This window comes from Streptococcus sp. (assembly GCF_030528045.1).
Lineage (GTDB): Bacteria > Bacillota > Bacilli > Lactobacillales > Streptococcaceae > Streptococcus.
The window spans coordinates 39,958-62,153 of the sequence record NZ_JAUMZR010000004.1; the positions used below are offsets into that span (position 1 = coordinate 39,958).

Annotated in this window: 20 protein-coding genes; 16 read left to right on the forward strand and 4 right to left on the reverse strand. The window is 42.1% G+C overall.

Annotated features, from left to right (window positions below):
- The first annotated feature begins 17 nt into the window (after positions 1-17).
- From Q4A91_RS01665 to Q4A91_RS01690, 6 genes are all read left to right on the forward strand, one after another.
- Positions 18-758 carry an esterase family protein gene (locus Q4A91_RS01665; protein ID WP_303204307.1) on the forward strand — a complete coding sequence of 247 codons (741 nt, stop codon included), beginning with the start codon at positions 18-20 and terminating at the stop codon, positions 756-758.
- 12 nt (positions 759-770) lie between these two features.
- A complete protein-coding gene (locus Q4A91_RS01670) occupies positions 771-1,937 on the forward strand; it encodes an acetyl-CoA carboxylase biotin carboxylase subunit family protein (protein ID WP_303204308.1) in 1,167 nt (388 codons plus the stop codon).
- A gap of 157 nt (positions 1,938-2,094) precedes the next feature.
- Positions 2,095-3,000, forward strand: a complete 906-nt coding sequence (gla, locus tag Q4A91_RS01675; protein ID WP_303204309.1) for an aquaglyceroporin Gla — start codon at positions 2,095-2,097, stop codon at positions 2,998-3,000.
- A 110-nt stretch (positions 3,001-3,110) separates the two neighbouring features.
- On the forward strand, positions 3,111-3,836 hold the full coding sequence (locus Q4A91_RS01680) for a CppA N-terminal domain-containing protein (RefSeq protein ID WP_303204310.1): 726 nt from the start codon (positions 3,111-3,113) through the stop codon (positions 3,834-3,836).
- Positions 3,833-4,768 (forward strand): serine hydrolase domain-containing protein, encoded by a 936-nt coding sequence (locus Q4A91_RS01685; RefSeq protein ID WP_303204311.1) that lies wholly within the window; start codon positions 3,833-3,835, stop codon positions 4,766-4,768. The genes Q4A91_RS01680 and Q4A91_RS01685 overlap by 4 nt, the downstream gene beginning before the upstream one ends.
- An 8-nt stretch (positions 4,769-4,776) precedes the next feature.
- Positions 4,777-5,682 (forward strand): DMT family transporter, encoded by a 906-nt coding sequence (locus Q4A91_RS01690; protein WP_303204312.1) that lies wholly within the window; start codon positions 4,777-4,779, stop codon positions 5,680-5,682.
- Positions 5,683-5,726: 44 nt separating this feature from the next.
- Here the strand turns inward: Q4A91_RS01690 and Q4A91_RS01695 are convergent, their stop codons facing one another.
- Complete coding sequence (locus tag Q4A91_RS01695; protein ID WP_303204313.1) at positions 5,727-7,010, reverse strand: uracil-xanthine permease family protein; 1,284 nt, start codon at positions 7,008-7,010, stop codon at positions 5,727-5,729.
- Between the two features lie 320 nt (positions 7,011-7,330).
- Positions 7,331-8,044, reverse strand: coding sequence for a 16S rRNA (guanine(527)-N(7))-methyltransferase RsmG (gene rsmG, locus Q4A91_RS01700; protein WP_303204314.1), 714 nt, complete (start codon positions 8,042-8,044; stop codon positions 7,331-7,333).
- Positions 8,045-8,137: 93 nt separating this feature from the next.
- Here rsmG and Q4A91_RS01705 point away from each other — a divergent pair, with 93 nt between their 5' ends.
- The 3 genes from Q4A91_RS01705 (at position 8,138) to Q4A91_RS01715 (ending at position 10,306) form a co-directional block, all read left to right on the forward strand.
- Entirely contained in the window at positions 8,138-8,698 is a 561-nt protein-coding gene (locus Q4A91_RS01705; protein ID WP_303204315.1) for a LemA family protein, read from the forward strand.
- A gap of 1 nt (position 8,699) precedes the next feature.
- A complete protein-coding gene (gene htpX / locus Q4A91_RS01710) occupies positions 8,700-9,599 on the forward strand; it encodes a zinc metalloprotease HtpX (protein WP_303204316.1) in 900 nt (299 codons plus the stop codon).
- A gap of 107 nt (positions 9,600-9,706) precedes the next feature.
- Positions 9,707-10,306, forward strand: coding sequence for a CPBP family intramembrane glutamic endopeptidase (locus tag Q4A91_RS01715; RefSeq protein ID WP_303204317.1), 600 nt, complete (start codon positions 9,707-9,709; stop codon positions 10,304-10,306).
- Positions 10,307-10,495: 189 nt separating this feature from the next.
- On the opposite strand, the gene Q4A91_RS01720 is transcribed toward Q4A91_RS01715, so the two are convergent.
- Together Q4A91_RS01720 and Q4A91_RS01725 are read right to left on the reverse strand one after the other, a co-directional pair.
- Positions 10,496-12,055: an ATP-binding cassette domain-containing protein gene (locus Q4A91_RS01720; protein WP_303204318.1), complete on the reverse strand. Its 1,560-nt coding sequence runs from the start codon at positions 12,053-12,055 to the stop codon at positions 10,496-10,498.
- A 332-nt stretch (positions 12,056-12,387) separates the two neighbouring features.
- Positions 12,388-12,717: a helicase BlpT gene (locus Q4A91_RS01725; RefSeq protein WP_303204319.1), complete on the reverse strand. Its 330-nt coding sequence runs from the start codon at positions 12,715-12,717 to the stop codon at positions 12,388-12,390.
- A gap of 168 nt (positions 12,718-12,885) precedes the next feature.
- Between Q4A91_RS01725 and Q4A91_RS01730 the strand changes: the two genes are divergently transcribed.
- From Q4A91_RS01730 to Q4A91_RS01760, 7 genes are all read left to right on the forward strand, one after another.
- The gene (locus Q4A91_RS01730; RefSeq protein WP_303204320.1) at positions 12,886-13,428 is read left to right on the forward strand and encodes a DUF177 domain-containing protein; all 543 of its coding nucleotides are present in this window, start codon (positions 12,886-12,888) and stop codon (positions 13,426-13,428) included.
- Complete coding sequence (nth, locus tag Q4A91_RS01735; protein WP_303204321.1) at positions 13,429-14,058, forward strand: endonuclease III; 630 nt, start codon at positions 13,429-13,431, stop codon at positions 14,056-14,058.
- Between the two features lie 210 nt (positions 14,059-14,268).
- Positions 14,269-14,790, forward strand: coding sequence for a bifunctional pyr operon transcriptional regulator/uracil phosphoribosyltransferase PyrR (gene pyrR, locus Q4A91_RS01740; protein ID WP_000850018.1), 522 nt, complete (start codon positions 14,269-14,271; stop codon positions 14,788-14,790).
- An 18-nt stretch (positions 14,791-14,808) separates the two neighbouring features.
- A complete protein-coding gene (locus tag Q4A91_RS01745) occupies positions 14,809-15,732 on the forward strand; it encodes an aspartate carbamoyltransferase catalytic subunit (protein WP_303204322.1) in 924 nt (307 codons plus the stop codon).
- A 49-nt stretch (positions 15,733-15,781) separates the two neighbouring features.
- Positions 15,782-16,861, forward strand: coding sequence for a carbamoyl phosphate synthase small subunit (locus Q4A91_RS01750; RefSeq protein WP_303204323.1), 1,080 nt, complete (start codon positions 15,782-15,784; stop codon positions 16,859-16,861).
- Positions 16,862-17,309: 448 nt separating this feature from the next.
- A complete protein-coding gene (gene carB / locus Q4A91_RS01755; RefSeq protein WP_303204324.1) occupies positions 17,310-20,486 on the forward strand; it encodes a carbamoyl-phosphate synthase large subunit in 3,177 nt (1,058 codons plus the stop codon).
- A 216-nt stretch (positions 20,487-20,702) separates the two neighbouring features.
- Positions 20,703-22,037: an Nramp family divalent metal transporter gene (locus Q4A91_RS01760; RefSeq protein ID WP_303204325.1), complete on the forward strand. Its 1,335-nt coding sequence runs from the start codon at positions 20,703-20,705 to the stop codon at positions 22,035-22,037.
- The last annotated feature ends 159 nt before the right edge of the window (positions 22,038-22,196 follow it).

Genomic DNA, 22,196 nt, shown 5'->3' on the forward strand with positions numbered 1-22,196 from the left:
AAGAAAGGAGAAAGCCAATGCATATTGAAAATCTCAGCCACTGGAGTGGTCACATCAACCGTGAAATGTATCTCAACCGTTATGGACATGCTGGGATTCCAGTTGTTGTTTTTGCTTCATCTGGTGGCAGTCACAACGAATACTATGATTTTGGTATGATAGATGCCTGTTCTTCCTTTATCGAGGAGGGTCGTGTCCAGTTCTTTACTCTCTCCAGTGTTGACAGTGAGAGCTGGCTGGCTACTTGGAAAAATGGTCATGACCAGGCGGAGATGCATCGTGCCTACGAACGCTATGTGATTGAGGAGGCCATTCCTTTTATCAAGCATAAGACAGGTTGGTTTGATGGCATGATGACGACAGGTTGCTCGATGGGGGCCTATCATGCACTCAATTTCTTTCTCCAGCATCCAGATGTCTTTACCAAGGTGGTTGCCCTCAGTGGTGTTTACGACGCACGTTTCTTTGTTGGCGATTATTACAATGACGATGCTATATACCAAAACTCGCCAGTAGATTATATCTGGAATCAAAACGACGGCTGGTTTATTGATCGTTACCGTCAGGCAGAAATCGTCGTTTGTACGGGACTTGGTGCCTGGGAACAAGATGGACTACCATCTTTCTACAAGCTCAAAGAAGCCTTTGACCAGAAACAAATTCCAGCTTGGTTTGCTGAATGGGGACACGATGTCGCCCACGACTGGGAATGGTGGCGTAAACAAATGCCCTATTTTCTTGGACACCTGTATCTATAAAAGGAGTTGCCTATGAATTACCTTGTTATTTCTCCCTACTATCCGCAAAACTTCCAACAATTTACCATCGAGCTAGCCAATAAAGGCATCACCGTTTTGGGAATTGGTCAGGAGCCTTACGAGCAACTAGATGAACCTTTGCGTAATAGTCTGACCGAGTATTTCCGTGTAGACAATCTTGAGAATATAGACGAAGTCAAACGTGCTGTTGCCTTTCTGTTCTACAAGCATGGACCAATCGACCGCATCGAATCTCACAATGAATACTGGCTTGAGCTGGACGCAACACTCAGAGAGCAATTCAATGTTTTTGGTGCCAAACCAGAGGATCTCAGAAAGACTAAGTTTAAGTCTGAGATGAAGAAACTTTTCAAAAAAGCAGGCGTCCCTGTGGTACCTGGTGCTGTTGTCCATACGGAAGCAGATGTGGATAAAGCAGTGAACGAAATCGGTCTACCAATGATTGCCAAACCTGATAATGGAGTGGGAGCGGCCGCAACCTTTAAGCTTGAGACAGAAGACGATGTAAATCACTTTAAGGCTGAATGGGACCATTCAACCGTGTATTTCTTTGAAAAATTTGTCACTTCTAGCGAAATCTGTACTTTTGACGGACTTGTGGACAAGGATGGCAACATCGTCTTTTCAACGACTTTCGATTATGCCCATACACCACTTGATCTCATGATTTATAAGATGGACAATTCCTACTATGTACTCAAGGATATGGATCCCAAACTGCGTAAGTATGGCGAGGCCATTGTCAAGGAATTTGGAATGAGAGAACGCTTTTTCCATATCGAGTTTTTCCGTGACGGGGATGACTACATTGTCATTGAGTACAATAACCGTCCTGCAGGTGGCTTTACCATTGATGTTTATAACTTCGCTCATTCATTGGATCTCTACCGAGGTTATGCAGCGATTGTTGCAGGTGAAGAGTTCTCAGCATCAGGGTTTGAACCACAATACTGTTTAGCTACATCACGTCGTGCCAATGCAAACTATGTCTATTCAGAAGAAGACTTGCTTGCTAAGTACAGCCAGCAATTCAAGGTCAAAAAAATCATGCCAGCAGCCTTTGCAGAGCTACAAGGGGATTACCTTTATATGCTGACCACTCCAAGTCACCAAGAGATGGAGCAGATGATTGTAGACTTTGGCAAGCGTCAAGAATAACGATTAGGATGAAAGGAGTTTGACTTCTTTTGTCCTTTTCTTAAAGATAAGTTAAATAAAGCGTTTTCCATAGATTTTTATAGAAAAGATATTGCTAAAAGGCCTAAAAATTGATAGAATAAGGATTGTCTAAAAAAATTTAAGGAGAATCTATCAAATGGATTTTACATGGGCCATTAAATATGCCACAGAATTCTTGGGAACTGCTATTTTGATCATTCTTGGTAATGGTGCAGTTGCTAACGTTGAACTTAAAGGTACGAAAGGTCACCAAAGTGGCTGGCTCGTTATCGCGGTTGGTTATGGTATGGGGGTTATGATCCCAGCCTTGATGTTTGGTAATGTATCTGGTAACCACATCAACCCAGCTTTCACTCTTGGACTTGCTGTTAGTGGACTTTTCTCTTGGGAGCAAGTACCATATTACATCCTAGCACAAGTTTTGGGAGCAATCTTCGGTCAAGCTTTGGTTGTAGCGACTCACCGTCCTTACTACTTGAAAACAGAAAACCCTAACAATATCTTGGGTACCTTTTCAACGATTTCAAGCATCTACCACGGTACAAAAGAATCACGTTTTGCAGCCACTGTTAACGGATTCCTCAATGAGTTTGTAGGTTCATTTGTTCTTTTCTTTGCAGCACTTGGTTTGACTAAAAACTTCTTTGGTGCTGAATTAGTAGCGAAAGCTCAGGCGACAATTAATGACCAAGTAGCTCAAGCAGCAGCGCAAGGAACAACGATCCCTCAAGAACAAGTAACAGCAGCGCTTGAGCAAGCAAAAAACCAAGCCGCTCCATTTTTGGCACCAGGTCTTGGAATTGCGCACTTGGCACTTGGTTTCCTAGTAATGGCCTTGGTAACTTCACTCGGTGGACCTACTGGTCCTGGTTTGAACCCAGCTCGTGACTTTGGACCACGTCTTCTTCACGAACTCCTTCCAAAATCAGTTCTTGGTCAACACAAGGGTGATTCAAAATGGTGGTATGCATGGGTTCCAGTTGTAGCTCCAATTGCAGCGGGTATTGCGGCAGTAGCACTATTTAAACTACTTTACCTATAAGAAATGAAACTGGGGTCTCCCAGTTTTTTTGTTATAAAATTTCTAAATAAAATAGATATGACTTGTAAAATATTCGAAAATCCTTTAAAATAAAAGAGTTGGAGGAATTTATGAAAGTGAATGAGATTGTTCGGATCGTTCCGACTTTGAAAGTTAATAATCGAAAATTAAATGAAAGATTTTACATTGAAACCCTGGGGATGAAATCTTTGCTGGAAGAGTCTGCCTTTATTTCTCTAGGTGATCAAACAGCTACGGAGAGATTGATTTTAGAAGAGTCTCCAAGCATGCGAACACGCAGAGTTGAAGGACTTAAGAAGCTAGCTAGACTCTTGATAAAGGTTGAAAATCCCTCCGAAATCGAGGCCCTTCTTTCTCAGATGAAGTCTCTTCCTCGTCTATTTAAAGGAAACCGAGGGTATGCTTTTGAGATTGTTTCTCCTGAAGAGGATGTGATCCTTGTTCATGCAGAAAATGATGTAAGAGATTTGGTACCACTGGAAACCGCTCCTGAATTTTATTCAAATACAAGTATAAAATACGTGAGCCAATTTGAGGTTTCTATGGAGTTGCATTTGCCTGAAGGGACAGAGAGTTTACTTGATCCCGAAGGAGTAGCGCAAGTAATCACTTTTACTAAAGGGCAAGGACCAGATTTGGCTGTTGAAAACAATGTCACTTGGGACCTGACGATGTTAAAATTTTTAGTAAAGAATTTTGATCTAATCAGTCTTCGTCAGAAATTTGAAAAGACAGGCTACTTTGTCCCTAAGTCTGAAAAATTCTTCCTTGGTAAAGATACCAATAACATTGAATTGTGGTTTGAAGAAGCATGAAGTTGGAAAAAATTCTAAGAAAAATAGAAAATCAAATCGAGGCAGGGATTTATCCCGGGGCCTCTTTTGCGTATTATAAGGATGGTGAATGGAAAGAGTCTTATCTGGGATTGAGTGATCCTGAACGAGACTTGAAGACAGAAAGCGGTTTGGTTTATGATTTGGCAAGTGTGAGTAAGGTCGTGGGAGTGGGGACGGTTTTTACCTTCTTGTGGCAGCAGGGTAAATTAGATATTGATCGACCGGTGACGGATTTTTTACCGGAGTGTGATTATCCTGATATCACTATACGGCAACTTTTGACCCATGCTACAGACTTAGACCCCTTTATTCCCAATCGAGACAAGTTAAGTGCAGAGGAATTGAGAGAAGCCATGTTTCACCTAAATAGACGAAGTCAGCCTGCTTTCTTATACTCGGACGTTCACTTTTTACTCTTGGGCTTTCTTTTGGAAAAAATCTTTGACCAAGACTTGGATCAGATTATAGAAGAACAAGTTTTGGAAGCATGGGGGATGAAGGAGACCAAGTTCGGTCCCGTTGAGCAAGCTGTACCAACAGTGAGAGGAGTGGAGGCCGGAATCATTCACGATCCCAAAGCTCGTCTATTAGGGAAACACGCAGGAAGTGCTGGTTTGTTTTCGACTGTTAAGGATTTGCAGATCTTTCTGGAACATTACTTGAAAGATGATTTTGCTGCAGAATTGAGCCGAAATTTTTCTCCCTTAGATGATAAGGAGCGTTCTCTAGCCTGGAATCTGGAGGGAGCTTGGCTCGACCATACGGGTTATACAGGTACCTTCATTATGTGGAATCAGGATAAGCAGGAGGCGGCTATCTTTTTATCCAATCGAACGTATGAGAAGGATGACCGTGCCCAGTGGATAGTTGACCGAAACCAAGTGATGGAAATGATTCGTCAAGAGGAGTAGGAAGAAGTATGTCAAAAACCGTAAAAGGTACTCTGTATACAGTAGTGGCAGGGATTGCTTGGGGCTTGTCTGGAACCAGTGGCCAATACCTGATGGTACACGGGATTTCCGCTCTAGTCTTGACCAATTTGCGACTTATCATTGCAGGCTTGGCATTGGTGTTCTTATCCTACGTGACTTCAAAGGATAAACTCTATGCTTTTTTAAAAGACAGAAAAAGTCTACTATCTCTGTTGCTATTTGCAGTTTTTGGACTTTTCTTAAACCAGTTTGCCTATCTTTCTGCCATTCAGGAAACCAATGCTGGAACGGCGACAGTTCTCCAGTATGTATGCCCCGTTGGGATCTTGGTTTATACCTGTATCAAGGACAAGGTGGCGCCTACTCTGGCTGAGATTTTTTCGATTGGGTTGGCTATAGGAGGAACCTTTCTGATTGCGACGCACGGGAAAGTTGACCAGTTGTCTGTCACACCCCTAGGTCTGTTCTGGGGCCTCTTTTCAGCCTTGACCTATGCCCTCTATATCATCCTTCCTATTGCTTTGATTAAGAAGTGGGGCAGTATTTTGGTGATTGGTGTCGGGATGGTTATTTCTGGTGTAGTGGCTCTTCCTTTCACAGGAGTCTTACAGGTCAGCATACCGACTAGCTTAGATTTTCTCTTTGCATTTGCTGGGATTATCATCATCGGAACGGTCTTTGCCTATACAGCTTTCCTAAAGGGAGCTAGTCTGATAGGCCCTGTTAAGTCTAGTTTATTAGCTTCCATAGAACCAATTTCTGCCGTTTTCTTTGCCTTTCTGATTATGAAGGAACAGTTTTATGCGATTGATTTTGTCGGTATGGCTATGATTTTACTAGCCGTGACCATTATTTCATTGAAAGATTTACTGCTGGAAATAAAGAGTAAGTAATAAAAAAATCCACTCAATCGAGTGGATTTTGTGTGTATAGATGATTAGTCTTTGTTTTCGTGTGGCAAAATCAAGTTTAAGATAATTCCTGTCATGGCTGATAAAGCAGTACCTGAAAGTGTAACTGGGCCAAGTTTGAGGATAGCCCCACCAAGTCCAAGTACCAACATGGCACTAGCAATGATGAGGTTACGCATTTGACTGAAGTCAACGCGCTCTTTAATCAAAACTTTTAGACCGTTGCTGGCGATAACTCCGTAGAGAAGGATGGACATTCCACCAAGCACAGCATTTGGAATGGTTGAAATCAAGGCAGTGAATTTACCTAGGAAGCTAAGAGCAATGGCGATGAAGGCCGCGTTACGGATAACAGAGACAGAAGCGATACGAGTCATCCCGATAACCCCTGTATTTTCTCCGTAAGTCGTATTAGCTGGTCCACCTAGGAAGGCTGATACAGATGTCGCGATACCGTCACCAAGAAGCGTACGGTGAAGTCCTGGTTCTTTCAGGAATTGACGGCCACAGATTTGGCTTAAAACTGTGTGGTCTCCGATGTGTTCTGAAATGGTTACAATAGCGATTGGCAAGATGGCGATTGTTTCAGGACCGAAGTACAAGTTGTACTCTTTAAAGGCTCCACCTGTACTAAATGGCAAGTAGAAACCAGGAATTTCAAACCAGTTGGCTTGAAGGACTGGGGTAAAGTCAACCAAACCAAGCATCATAGCGAAGATATAACCACCGATGATGGCAAAGAGGAAAGGAATGATACGGAGGAACCCTTTTCCTTTTGTATTGATAAAGGCGGCAATCAAGAACGTCACGACAGCTACAAGAGCGTTTTTCCAGTTTCCGTCTGCTACGAGTCCAGCATTCGTTACAGCAGAACCAGCAAGACCAAGACCGATAACGATGATCATAGGTCCGATAATGATTGGGGGCAAGAGTTTGTCAATCCATTTTGTACCAGCAAAACGAACACTTGCTGCTACAAGGACATAGATCAAACCAGTCAAGATAACTCCAGTTTGAGCGGCAGAAACATCGCCCCCCATTTCTTTCATGGCTAGAGACATAGCCGTGATAAAGGCGAATGAAGAACCTAGGTAAACTGGAACCTTAAAACCAGTAGAAATCATGTAGATAAGTGTTCCAATACCGGATGCGAAGAGAGCAACTGATACGGGCATTCCCAAAATTAAGGGAACGAGAATGGTTGCACCAAACATGGCAAACACGTGCTGGAAGCTTAGAAGAATTCCTTTACCAGCAGAAGGACGTTGATCGACGTCTAGTAACAAGTCAACAGTTGATTCCTGTTTCATAAAAACCTCACTTTTGGGCACCAAAAAAGAGCCCATTATTTTGCAGCAATAGGCCCTCAGAGTAAGACTTTTTAAAAAATAGCTATCTTTTAAAAATTTATATAAATCTGCGCCTTCGTCACCTCACAGGATGACATTAAAAACCTTTGCTTAGGATAGTATAGCAGAAAAAATTCGTTTTGTAAACGAATTTTTCCCGAGCCCAGAAATACGAGAGCGAGGTTGATTTTGTAAATCATTTTTTCCCGAGCCTAGAAATGTAAGAGCGAGGCTGATTTTGTAAATTGTTTTCTGAACTTTAAACAAGGGTGCACTATTGTTTAAAGTGGGCGTTTGTTGGGCATGCCAGCCTTTCTTGGGTACTTGTTAGGCGTCTCCTTTTTCTTTTCGACCACAGTGATGTAGCGCGGATCTCCATTTGGCAGGGCGTAGCTGAGGTTGTCCTCTACCTTACTAAAGAGGAGGTTGAGGGCATTCTTGGCTTCTAGCAATTCCTCAGGAGCATTGCTGGCCTTGAGTGCCAATAGTTTGCCACCGACTTTAAGATAGGGAATGGTCAGCTCAGACAAAACCTGCATACGGGCAACCGCACGAGCCGTCACCACATCAAACTGGGCACGGAAGTTCTTATCTTGGGCAAAGTCTTCTGCACGTCCATGGTAAAAGTGAACACCATTCAAATCCAACTCCTGAGCTAAAAGCTGAAGGAAGTTAATGCGCTTATTGAGAGAATCAATGATGGTCACCTCCAACTGAGGATAGAGAATTTTCATGGGCAGACTAGGAAATCCTGCCCCCGCTCCGATATCAAGAAGTTTGATAGTTTCATTTGAAATCAAGCCTTGCAGAATGGGTGCAATCGAATCATAAAAATGTTTGAGATAAACTTCTTCTTTGTCTGTAATAGCGGTCAAATTAATCTTCTCATTCCACTCGACCAAGAGTTCAAAATACCGTTCAAATTGGTTCTTTTGCTGGTCCGAAAGTGGAAGATTTTGCTCAGCTAGTAGGCTGTAAAATGTTTCTGGTTTCATAGTAGTTTCCTTCTCTAGTATCATCTTATTTTACCATATTCGTTAAAATTTTGATATACTGGTAGTAATCTAAAAGCAGAAAGGAATAAGATTATGACTTGGATTATTCTTGGAGTTTTGGCTCTGATTGTTATTTTTGTGATTGTTAGCTATAACGGTTTGGTTACAAATCGTATGCAGACCAAGGAGGCTTGGAGCCAGATAGATGTTCAGTTGAAGCGTCGTAATGATCTCCTCCCAAACTTGATTGAAACAGTCAAAGGCTATGCGAAATATGAAGGTTCTACCTTGGAAAAAGTAACAGAACTTCGTAGACAAGTAGCCGCAGCAACTTCTCCGGCAGAAGCTATGAAGGCCAGTGATGCCCTTACCCGCCAGATTTCTGGTATCTTTGCAGTAGCAGAGAATTACCCAGACTTGAAAGCTAGTGCTAATTTTATCAAATTGCAAGAAGAGTTGACCAATACAGAAAATAAAATTTCATACTCACGTCAACTCTACAACAGTGTTGTCAGCAACTACAATGTAAAACTTGAAAGCTTCCCAAGTAACATCATCGCAGGACTATTTGGCTTTAAAGCTGCAGACTTCCTTCAAACACCTGAAGAGGAAAAGGCAGTTCCTAAAGTTGACTTTAGCGGTTTAGGTGACTAAGATGTTGTTTGATCAAATTGCGAGCAATAAACGAAAAATCTGGATTTTGTTGCTGGTTTTCTTCCTACTCTTGGCCTTGGTTGGTTATGCGGTTGGCTATCTCTTTATGCGCTCAGGTTTTGGTGGCATGATTATTGCCTTGATTATCGGCCTTATCTACGCTCTGACCATGATCTTTCAATCGACAGAGATTGTCATGTCTATGAATGGGGCGCGTGAGGTTGATGAGCAAACAGCACCAGACCTCTACCATGTAGTAGAAGATATGGCCATGGTCGCTCAGATTCCCATGCCGCGTGTTTTCATCATTGAGGATTCATCTTTAAATGCCTTTGCAACAGGTCCAAACCCGCAGAATGCAGCAGTCGCAGCCACTTCGGGTCTCTTAGCTATCATGAATCGTGAGGAGTTAGAAGCTGTTATGGGCCATGAAGTCAGTCATATCCGGAACTACGATATCCGTATTTCGACTATTGCTGTAGCGCTTGCTAGTGCCATTACCCTTCTATCTAGTATGGCTGGTCGTATGATGTGGTGGGGTGGTGCAGGTCGCAGACGGAGCGATAATGATCGTGATGGAAATGGTCTAGAGATTATCATGCTTGTCATCTCTCTCTTAGCCATTGTTCTAGCACCTCTCGCAGCAACCTTGGTGCAACTTGCTATTTCCCGTCAGAGGGAATTTCTGGCGGATGCATCTAGTGTAGAGCTGACTCGCAATCCTCAAGGGATGATCAATGCCTTGCGTAAGTTGGAGGATAGCGAGCCGATGCATCACCATGTTGACGATGCCAGCAGCGCTCTTTATATTAATAATCCCAAGAAAGGTGGGGGACTTCAAAAACTCTTTTATACCCACCCACCTATCTCAGAACGAATCGAACGTTTGAAACAGATGTAAGAAAATCCAGAGGTCGTCTCTGGATTTTTGTTTTTAGTATCTCGCTTTTAACTTGTTATCTCTCCAAAAAATAGTATAATATATGTAATTCTATATAATTGAGGTGAATGATGTATAAGCGCTGGATGACGTTTTTCTTGATTTTGATTTTTATGCCAATTCATTTGAGTATAGCAGAGAAAATCATGCGAATAAATTCATTAACGCTATCCATCCTTTTTACACTTGTTGAACTTGCATTATTTTTATATGTAGGAAAAAAGTATGACTTGTTTCACATTCGGAAAATCTGCCTAAAAGATATTCTTAAATGTTTTCTTTCATACGCCTTGCTTTTCCTCTTTTATATTATGGTCAATTTTTTAGGCCCTACCCAATCAGACACAACTCAAACTGTGCAAAGTTTATCACTTTCATGGTCTGTACTTTTTGTGGATCTCTGTGTTTTGGCACCTGTCACGGAAGAAATCTTTATGCGAGGTATGTTACAGGGGATAGTATTTAAGAATACCTATTTTGGCTTGTTTGACACATCGCTTCTTTTTGCTTATCTTCATGGTCCCTATACTATTCCTAGCTTTATCAGCTATTTAGGTATGGGATTGGCATTTGGGGTAAGGTATAAGACTTCTGACAACCTATGGAATTCCATGCTTTTGCATGTCCTCAATAATCTGGTTGCATTTTGCTTTTTGTACATGAGATAATGCTACATTAGAATGCTTTGAGCTGTAAGATAGTAAAAAAGATTTTTAACTTATACAATTTAAACAAAACTCAGAGCATAATCTGTCACGTAGACGATGCCAGCAGTGCTCTGTACATCAATGATCCTAAGAAAGACGTATGTAAAAAAATCCAGAGAGATTTCTCTGGATTTTTGCTATGTTCAACATTTATAAATCTTGTAAATCGACGACTTCCAAACCATTTTCTGTTAAACGATAGATACTGGTACAGACCTCTTTTAAGAAGCGTCTGTCATGCGAAACAGTGATCAGACCGTCGGGATAGGAGGTAAAGAGTTTTCTGACTTCAGGTTGAGAAGTGGGAGAAAAGTTTCGTGTAGGCTCATCCAGAAGGAGAAAGTTTGGTTTGCGCAACACTAAATCTAAAAGTAGGAGTTTACCTTGTTGCCCACCAGATAGGGAGCGGATTTGGTGGTGCATCTCTGGATAGCTGAAATTGAGACTGGCTAGGTGAGATTGGATTTTCTGTAGTTCCTCTTTTTGTCCAGTTTGGCTGAGATAGGCTACTGGAGATAGATCCAATTGTAGTTTTTTATGGTAATCTTGTGGCATAAAACCAAGCGATATTTCTCTTTTGGCGCTTAGTAGTTGTTGCAACTTGGCTAACAGAGTTGATTTTCCAACACCATTTGGCCCGATGATACCGATTTTTTCTTGGCCACGGACCGTTAATCGTAACTCCTGAGCTAAAATGCGCTGGCCAATGGACAAATTTTCTTTTTCCAGTTGGACTAAGACTTTAGAAGCCGGTAATGGTTGGATGTCTGAAAAGAAAAGTTGGATTTGTTCCTCTTCAAGTGGCTTTTGGGTCACGGACTGAGCTTTCTTTTCAAAGCGTTTTTCTTGAGAGAGAACAGTTTTCATCTTTTTAGCCAATAGGCGACCAGCAGTACTGTCTTTGGTAGCTCGAAGTTCAGTTTCTACATTTTGCTTAACTCGGCGATGTTTTTCCATGGTTTTATCATAGGCTCTCTGGTCGTTAGCAGCTTGCTGACTTTGTCTGGCAAAATTAGCCTTTCTCTGCTCACTATAGCGATCATAGTCTAAATGCTCGACTAGCGTTTCCGCTTCTTTCCGATGCTTGACCAGTCGCAAGTGGACAATAGTATCAGCCGTTTGAGAAAGAAAGTCTTCATCATGGGAAATGAAAATAACAGTTTGCCTAATCTTTTGAATCTGACCTTTTAGCCAATCAACCGTTTCAAGGTCTAGGTCGTTTGAAGGTTCATCTAAAAATAGAATCTCAAAGGGTTTTGCTAACTCATGGATGAGCTGAATTTTCAAAGCTTCGCCCCCTGATAGACTGCCAATTTCTTGGTCGCTAGCAAAACGGTCGCTATCAAAGTGCAACTCCTCCGCCAAACGATAAAGAATGCTGTAGTCTAAATCAGCGGAATCTAAAAAGAAGTAATCGTGTAGAGTCCTATTTTTTAGCTCCTCAGGTAACTTTTGAGGAATGTAGGCCAGTGATTGAAGATCAGACTGGATGTCGCCCTTGATAGTAAAATCAGGTAATGCTTCCCCCATTAAAGCTCGTAGTAAAGTCGATTTACCATTTCCTTCTTCACCAATAATAGCAACCTTTTCCCCGTCTTGGATAGTCATGGTTAGGTCAGATACAAGATCTCGTAAATCTTTGTTTTGCGTGATAGTTAGATGATTGATTTTTATCATATTGTTGCCCTTTCTAGAATGTCGATAGTGCATAACAAAAAGCTCTACTTTATCTAGTAGAGCCCAAAGTCACTGTCCAAAACTCTATTATCCTCGTTGAAAAACTCGTCAAACTAGCTTGGAGCTGCCTAACCCAACCCAAGAGGAGCATAGCTTTCTAGTTTTTCGATTTTCAATGAGGACAAGATACTAGAAAATCTAGTATAAAAAGAGCACACAAAAAGAGACAAAAACAAGATCTACTAAATAAAGATTCTTTATTTGATAGACTTAGTTGTTCATGTCTCCCTTACCTCCGAGTATTAGTACCTCTATCCTATACCTTTCAGGAAATTTTGTCAATAGAAAACAAGTAATTTCAAGCTCTAAAATCCGAAAACAGGTCCATAGAGAGTCAGTACGTGTTTGACATGTTCGTAGTGGAACTTGTCATAGTTGCGCCAAGCAGCACGAGCTTGATCATTCAGTTTTAGGCTACCCAGTCCAATCAGCAGACTGGTACGTTGGTAAAATTTCTCAAGGTCGATTAAGATACTGTTGTCCAGTTTTTCTGCTTTTTTTAGTTCCTTAAGAGTGGTGTTCAGCAGTTCTTGTAGACGGAAATCATAGGCTGTACCTTGTTTGCAGCTTTGGTAGCTTTTATTTAACTCGGATAGGAGTTGGTAAGCTTCAGTGATGAGTGCTTTGTCTTCCATATGAGCATCCTCCTTGCTCTGATGTATTCTTGCCTATAGTATAGCACTAATCAGAAAATATGTCATAGTAAATATATTGAAAAATGAGATTTTAATATCAAAGTTTGGAAAGCTGACTTATAGCCTTTTCATGGTATAATCAAGTGAGTACATCTTTATGGAGGAAATATGAAGTTAAATATTCAAGAAATTCGTAAGCAACCTGAAGGCCTGCATTTTGAACAAGCTTTAGACCTGGCAGCAGACGTGCGTAAACGAAATCAAGAAATTTTAGATGTCAAAGATATCCTTGCAGTGGGAAAGGTGCAGTACGAAGACCGTCTGTATTTCTTAGACTATCAGTTGTCATATACCATTGTTCTTGCTTCCAGTCGTAGTATGGAGCCAGTTGAGTTGGCTGAGTCTTATCCAGTCACAGAAGTTTTCATGGAAGGAGCGACCAACCAACTGGACCAGGAAGTTCTAGATGATGATTTGGTCTTGCCTATCGAAAATGGAGAAATTGACCTTGCTGAGAGCGTAGCAGATAATATCTTGCTCAATATCCCAATCAAGGTCTTGACGGCAGAAGAAGAGGCGGGCCAAGGTTTTGTGTCAGGAAATGACTGGCAAATCATGACTGAAGATGAATACCAAGCCCAACAAGCAGTCAAGAAAGAAGAAAACAGTCCATTTGCTGGCTTGCAAGGACTGTTTGATGGAGACGAGTAGATGGTTTTATCCAAGAAACGTGCCCGTCATGTCATTGAGGAAATAATTGCCCTCTTTCCAGATGCTAAGCCTAGTCTTGATTTTCGCAATCATTTTGAACTACTGGTTGCAGTGATGTTGTCAGCTCAGACGACAGATGCAGCGGTAAATAAGGCCACGCCAAGTCTCTTTGCTGCTTTTCCAACGCCACAAGCCATGTCTGTAGCGACAGAGAGTGAAATTGCTTCACACATTTCTCGCCTGGGACTGTATCGAAATAAGGCTAAATTCCTTAAAAAATGTGCCCAACAGTTACTAGAGGATTTTGATGGTCAAGTGCCTCAGACTCGAGAGGAATTAGAAAGTCTAGCTGGTGTTGGTCGTAAAACAGCAAATGTCGTCATGAGTGTGGGGTTTGGGATTCCTGCTTTTGCAGTGGATACTCATGTGGAGCGTATCTGTAAGCATCACGATATCGTTAAAAAATCAGCTACGCCACTTGAAGTAGAAAAACGTGTTATGGATGTCTTGCCACCAGAAGAATGGTTAGCAGCTCACCAGGCCATGATTTACTTTGGACGAGCTATCTGTCATCCTAAAAATCCAGAATGTGACCACTATCCCCAGTTATATGATTTTAGCAATGTTTAAGGGGACTCTGAAAAAGTTTTTGCTTGATTTTAAAGGTGCTTTGTGCTATAGTAAATGGTAACTAAATAGTCCTTTAAACCTGTCCCGTGAGGCAGGCAAGGAGCACGATAAAGTAGAAGAGTGAAGTCTATACTGTATACAGTAGGGCTCGCTTGGCTATACATTTCAAGTCTCCTTGTAGAAGGAGACTTTTCTTTTTGGAGGTTTGTCATGAAGACAAAAGAAGTTGTAGACGAATTGACTGTCAAACGAGCGATTACGCGTATTACTTATGAGATTATTGAGCGCAATAAAGATTTGAATAAAATTATCCTAGCTGGGATAAAAACGCGTGGTGTTTTCATCGCTCATCGTATCAAAGAACGCTTGGAGCAGTTGGAAAATATCACTGTTCCTGTTGTGGAATTGGACACCAAGCCTTTCCGTGACGATGTTAAAAGCGGAGAAGATACTTCTTTAATTTCTGTTGATGTGACAGACCGTGAAGTTATCTTGGTCGATGATGTACTCTATACAGGCCGTACCATCCGTGCCGCTATCGATAATATTGTTGGTCATGGTCGTCCTGCGCGCGTGAGTCTTGCGGTGCTAGTTGACCGTGGACATAGAGAATTGCCTATCCGTCCAGATTACGTTGGGAAAAATATCCCAACCAGTCGTTCTGAAGAAATCATCGTAGAGATGACAGAACTTGATGGCCAAGACAGAGTTCTGATTACTGAAGAAGCTTAGAAAGCTGAAGGAGTAGCCATGTCAGAAAATCAACAAGCATTGAACCATGTGGTGTCCATGGAAGACCTTACAGTTGATCAAGTGATGAAATTGATCAAACGAGGAATCGAGTTTAAAAACGGAGCTCAACTCCCCTACGAGAACAAACCTATCGTATCGAATCTCTTCTTTGAAGATTCCACACGGACACATAAGTCCTTTGAAGTGGCAGAGATTAAGCTAGGGTTGGAGCGACTGGACTTTGATGTGAAGACTAGTTCGGTCAATAAGGGTGAGACACTTTATGATACCATCTTGACCCTATCTGCTCTAGGAGTGGATGTCTGTGTGATTCGCCACCCAGAGGTCAACTATTACAGAGAGTTGATTGCGAGTCCGTCGATTACAACTTCTATTATCAATGGTGGTGATGGCTCGGGACAACATCCTAGCCAGAGCTTGCTTGATTTGATGACTATTTATGAGGAATTTGGGCACTTTGAGGGTCTTAAGGTTGCTATTGCAGGCGACTTGGACCACTCACGCGTTGCCAAATCCAATATGCAGATTTTGAAACGCTTGGGAGCTGAATTGTTCTTTGCAGGACCTGAGGAATGGAGAAGTCAAGAGTTTGCGGACTATGGACAGTTTGTAACTATTGATGAGATTGTTGATCAGGTGGATGTTTTGATGTTACTCCGCGTTCAACATGAACGCCACGAAAGTGGAGCGGTCTTTTCAAAAGAAGACTACCATGCTCAACACGGTTTGAACCAAGAACGCTATAATCGCTTAAAAGAAACAGCAATCATTATGCATCCTGCTCCAGTGAATCGAGATGTGGAAATTGCTGACCACTTGGTTGAAGCACCAAAATCACGCATTGTCCAACAAATGACCAATGGTGTCTTTGTTCGGATGGCAATCTTAGAATCCGTATTGGCGAGTAGAAACGCCAACTAAAACACAAGACGTTAAAAGACGCCAGTGAGCGTCCACGAGAGGTGAAAATATGACAAAAAGACTTCTAGTATTAGAAGATGGCACAGTTTTTGAAGGTAAGGCCTTCGGAGCAGATATAGATGTAACAGGCGAAATCGTCTTTAATACAGGGATGACCGGCTACCAAGAATCCATTACAGACCAGTCTTATAATGGACAAATCTTGACTTTCACTTATCCTTTAGTGGGAAATTATGGAATTAACCGTGATGATTATGAATCCATCATTCCAACTTGTAAGGGAGTTGTCGTTTTCGAAGAGGCGCGTCGAGCTAGCAACTGGCGGAATCAAATGACCTTGGATGAATTTTTGAAAGCCAAGAAAATTCCAGGTATTTCAGGGATTGATACGCGTGCACTTACCAAGATTATCCGTAAGCATGGTACGATGCGTGCAACCTTGACTCACGTCGGGGACAGTATGGACCATGTGACGGACCAGCTCCAAGCAACAGTCTTGCCAACAGACAATATCAAACAGGTTTCTACAAAAACTTCCTATCCAGCTCCTGGAGTTGGTTTGAGTGTGGTCTTAGTAGACTTTGGTCTCAAGCACTCCATCTTACGTGAACTTTCTAAGCGTAACTGTAACGTGACGGTTGTTCCGCATTCAACAACGGCAGAAGAAATTCTCCACCTAAATCCTGATGGAGTTATGTTGTCAAATGGTCCAGGTAACCCAGAAGATGTTCCAGAAGCACTAGACATGATTCGTGGTGTGCAAGGAAAAATCCCAATCTTCGGAATTTGTATGGGACACCAACTCTTTGCTATGGCAAACGGGGCTAAGACCTACAAGATGAAGTTTGGTCACCGTGGATTTAACCACGCGGTACGTGAGATTGCAACAGGACGCGTAGACTTTACCAGCCAAAACCATGGTTATGCAGTCAGCCGTGAGGACTTGCCAGAACATTTGATTATCACCCACGAAGAAATCAATGACAAGTCAGTTGAAGGTGTACGTCACAGATACCAACCAGGTTTTTCTGTACAATTCCACCCAGACGCAGCTCCTGGTCCACACGATGCAAGCTACCTATTTGATGAATTTATCGAGATGATGGAAGCTTTTAAACAATCAAACTAAAAACGCGTAAAAGCTCGTCGGAGAATTTATGTAACTGAACACGGACGGAAAGCTCGGAATTTAGAGAAACCAACTTGGATTGTCAATCCTTCCTTGATTTCCTAAAATTTAATCGCTTTCTATTCGTCCTTTGTATCTTATTTAATGTCGCTCTGTGAGGCGACGAATAGAAAGGCAGGTCGTTTCTTTTAGTCGCTATCAGGCGAACTAAAAACTTCCTGCACTAGATTTTTTATCGAAAAATATCGTTTCTCTAAAAAATCGTCAGAGAATTTATTTAATGGCAACCTGAGAGTTGCCGAATAGAAAGGAGAAGGGTGGTCCGTATTTGCTGAACTGAATACGGGCTACGGACGGTGCTAAAAAGATAGTTATTCCTAGAACTGATAGTTCTTCGTCATAACTCCTATTTTAGCTTGGTCCGCTTGACGCCCTTAATATCTTATAAATGCCTAAACGTACTGATATTCAAAAAATTATGGTGATTGGTTCTGGTCCGATTATTATTGGTCAGGCTGCTGAGTTTGACTACGCGGGGACCCAGGCCTGCTTGTCGTTGAAAGAGGAAGGTTATGAAGTTGTCTTGGTGAACTCAAATCCTGCAACCATCATGACGGACAAGGAGATTGCGGACAAGGTCTACATCGAACCGATTACACTCGAGTTTGTGACACGTATTCTCCGTAAGGAACGTCCGGATGCTTTGCTTCCAACTCTTGGGGGTCAAACAGGGCTCAATATGGCCATGGAATTGTCTAAAAACGGTATTCTTGATGAGTTAGGTGTCGAACTTCTGGGTACTAAATTGTCTGCCATTGACCAAGCAGAGGACCGTGACCTCTTTAAGCAATTGATGGAAGAGCTTGAGCAACCAATTCCAGAATCTGAAATTGTCAACACAGTAGCAGAAGCAGTTGCCTTCGCAGCATCAATCGGCTACCCAGTTATCGTTCGTCCAGCTTTCACACTTGGTGGTACTGGTGGTGGTATGTGTGCCAACGAAGAAGAATTGCGTGAAATTGCTGAAAATGGGTTGAAACTGTCACCTGTTACCCAATGTTTGATTGAACGTTCCATTGCTGGTTTCAAGGAAATCGAATACGAAGTCATGCGTGACTCAGCTGACAATGCCCTCGTTGTTTGTAACATGGAAAACTTTGACCCAGTTGGGATTCACACAGGGGATTCTATCGTATTTGCTCCTGCGCAAACCATGTCAGACTATGAAAACCAAATGCTTCGTGACGCGAGCTTGAGCATTATCCGCGCTCTCAAGATTGAAGGTGGGTGTAACGTTCAGCTGGCCCTTGATTCGCATAGCTTCAAGTACTATGTTATCGAAGTAAACCCTCGTGTATCGCGTTCGTCAGCCCTTGCTTCTAAGGCGACGGGTTATCCGATTGCCAAATTGGCTGCTAAGATTGCCGTCGGTTTGACCTTGGATGAGGTCATCAACCCAGTTACAGGATCAACCTATGCCATGTTTGAGCCAGCCCTTGACTACGTCGTTGCTAAGATTCCACGTTTCCCATTTGACAAGTTTGAAAAAGGGGAGCGTCGTCTTGGAACTCAGATGAAGGCAACTGGAGAAGTTATGGCTATTGGACGCAACATCGAAGAGTCACTTCTTAAAGCTTGTCGTTCACTTGAAATTGGAGTTCACCACAATGAAATGCCTGAACTGGCAACCGTTTCTGATGATGCCTTGATTGAAAAGGTTGTCAAGGCACAAGATGACCGTCTCTTCTACGTTTCAGAAGCTATTCGCCGTGGTTACACACCAGAAGAAATCGCTGAGCTTACGAAAATTGATATCTTTTATCTTGATAAACTCTTGCACATCTTTGAAATTGAGCAAGAATTAGGTGCCCATCCACAAGATCTAGAAGTCTTGAAAAAGGCTAAACTCAATGGATTTTCAGACCGTAAGATTGCTGAACTCTGGGAAACGACAGCTGACCAAGTTCGCCAACTTCGCTTGGAAAACAAGATTGTCCCAGTTTACAAGATGGTTGATACCTGTGCGGCAGAGTTTGACTCTGAAACACCATATTTCTATTCAACCTACGGCTGGGAAAATGAATCTATCAAGTCTGATAAGGAATCCGTCCTAGTCCTAGGTTCAGGTCCAATCCGTATCGGACAAGGGGTTGAGTTTGACTACGCGACCGTTCACTCTGTTAAGACTATCCAAGCAGCTGGCTATGAAGCGATCATCATGAACTCAAATCCAGAGACCGTTTCAACAGACTTCTCGGTATCTGACAAGCTCTACTTTGAACCGTTGACTTTCGAAGATGTCATGAATGTTATCGACTTGGAGCAACCAAAGGGTGTTATCGTTCAGTTCGGTGGTCAAACAGCTATCAACCTTGCCGAGCCATTGGCCAAAGCAGGTGTGACCATTCTTGGTACACAAGTTGCTGACCTAGACCGTGCCGAAGACCGTGACCTCTTCGAGCAAGCCCTTAAAGATTTGGACATTCCACAGCCACCAGGACAAACAGCAACTAATGAAGAAGAAGCAGTGCTTGCAGCTCGCAAGATTGGTTTCCCAGTCTTAGTTCGTCCTTCTTATGTCTTGGGTGGACGCGCCATGGAAATCGTTGAAAACGAAGAAGATCTCCGTTCTTACATGCGTACCGCTGTTAAGGCAAGTCCAGACCATCCAGTTCTCGTTGACTCTTACATCGTTGGGCAAGAGTGTGAAGTTGATGCTATCTCAGATGGAGAAAATGTCCTTATCCCTGGTATCATGGAGCATATCGAACGTGCCGGTGTCCACTCAGGTGACTCAATGGCCGTTTATCCTCCACAAACCTTGTCGCAAAAGGTGCAGGAAACCATCGCTGACTATACTAAACGTCTAGCAATTGGCCTTAACTGTCTTGGAATGATGAACATCCAGTTTGTCATCAAGGATGAAAAAGTCTACGTTATTGAGGTTAATCCACGCGCCAGCCGTACAGTTCCATTCCTTTCAAAAGTAACCAATATCCCTATGGCTCAGGTAGCAACTAAGCTCATTCTTGGTCAAAACCTTGAAGAACTTGGCTACCAAGATGGACTTTATCCAGAAAGCACTCGCGTTCATATCAAGGCGCCAGTCTTCTCCTTTACGAAACTAGCTAAGGTAGACAGCTTACTCGGGCCTGAAATGAAGTCAACAGGGGAAGTTATGGGTTCTGATACTACTTTGGAAAAAGCTCTCTATAAGGCCTTTGAAGCTTCCTACCTACACTTGCCAACCTTTGGGAATGTGGTCTTTACCATCGCTGATGATGCCAAAGATGAAGCCTTAGACTTGGCTCGTCGTTTCCAAAATATCGGTTATGGTATCCTCGCGACAGAAGGGACAGCAGCCTTCTTTGCCAGTCATGGACTTCAAGCCCAACCTGTTGGTAAGATTGGTGATGATGATCAGGATATTCCAAGCTTTGTCCGCAAAGGGAAAATCCAAGCAATCATCAATACTGTCGGAACCAAACGAACTGCTGATGAAGATGGTGAGCAAATCCGTCGTTCAGCCACTGAACACGGTGTGCCCCTCTTCACAGCCCTAGATACAGCTAATGCCATGCTCAAGGTGTTAGAAAGCCGTAGTTTTGTCACAGAAGCGATCTAGTTGAGAAAGAATTTTCACAGTTTTAAAGCCAGCGTCAGAAAACGCTGGTTTTTGCAATACAGCTATTGTCTATTTCAACCATTATTCTTTCCTTAAGAATCATTCTAAAATGTGATATAATAAGGAAGAATTGGAAATAGGAAACTATTTTCATGATATTTTCAAAAATGCCATTAAGAAAATAGGTAAAGACAGATTAGAAAGTGTAAAATTCCGATGTCTTCTTACAAAAAAGTCTCTCTTTCTGAGATCAACCAATCTATTGAAACTCCGAATAACAATCATTTTTGGCAAAATCTAAAAGCTTTTTTAGGACCTGGAGCCCTTGTAGCAGTTGGCTACATGGATCCTGGAAACTGGATTACCAGTGTGGTTGGTGGTGCTTCCTACAAATATAGTCTCTTATTTGTTATTTTGATTTCCTCCATCATTGCCATGCAGTTACAACAGATGGCTGGAAAGCTCGGTATCGTAACTAAGATGGACCTAGCACAGGCAACTGCACATCATGCTCCCAAATGGCTCCGCTATAGTCTTTGGGTGATTTTAGAATTAGCTTTAATGGCGACAGACTTAGCTGAGGTTTTAGGCTCAGCGATTGCCTTAAATCTTTTATTTAAAATACCGATTATGGTCGCTATCCTCTTAACCGTTTTAGATGTATTTCTTTTGTTGTTGTTAATGAAATTTGGCTTCAAAAAAATTGAAGCCATTGTTACGACCCTTATTTTAACCATATTAGCCATCTTTACCTATCTGGTAGCATTATCCAATCCAAGTATTCAGGGTATCTTTGGTGGTTATTTACCGACTCCAACATTATTTGAAACACCATTACCAGGTCATGAAAGCCAATTGACATTGGCTCTAGGAATTGTGGGAGCGACAGTCATGCCCCATAATCTCTATCTTCATTCATCCCTATCCCAAACAAGGAAAATCAATCACAAAGATAAGAAGGATGTTCGAAAAGCCGTGAGTTTTATGACCTGGGATTCAAATCTTCAGTTGTCCCTAGCCTTTATTGTCAATTCCTTGCTTCTCATTTTAGGGGCATCTCTCTTTTTTGGTCATGCATCTGAAATTTCAGCTTTCTCCCAAATGTACAATGCTTTACAGGATTCGACAATAGCAGGAGCGATAGCTAGTTCAACTCTATCAACTTTATTTGCCCTGGCCCTCCTAGCAAGTGGTCAAAATTCGACCATTACAGGTACCTTGACAGGACAGATTGTCATGGAAGGTTTCTTGCATCTGAAATTGCCTCAGTGGCTGATCCGTATCGGTACACGGATTTTTGCCTTACTCCCTGTGATTATTGTTGCCGTCTTGTTTGGACATCAAGAAAAAACCTTGGATCAGTTATTGGTCTATTCACAGGTATTTCTGTCAATCGCTCTTCCGTTTTCAATCTTTCCCTTAATTTATCTGACCTCTAAGAAGTCACTGATGGGAGAATTCACCAATGCCAAGTGGAATACCATCCAAGGTTACGCAGTTTCAATCATCTTGACCATTCTCAATATCAAGCTTCTTTTAGATATTTTTTAAACTCGTTTGAAATCAATTATAGTGTCAGCGTGAAGGTTGACAAATAGAAAGTAGTAGTGGTTGGTTCATAAAAAGAAGTACAAAAAAAGAACAGTCGTAACTGTTCTTTTTCTTATTATGTGACTATTAGTCCGTCTCGCTCCGCAAGGTGCGAGACAA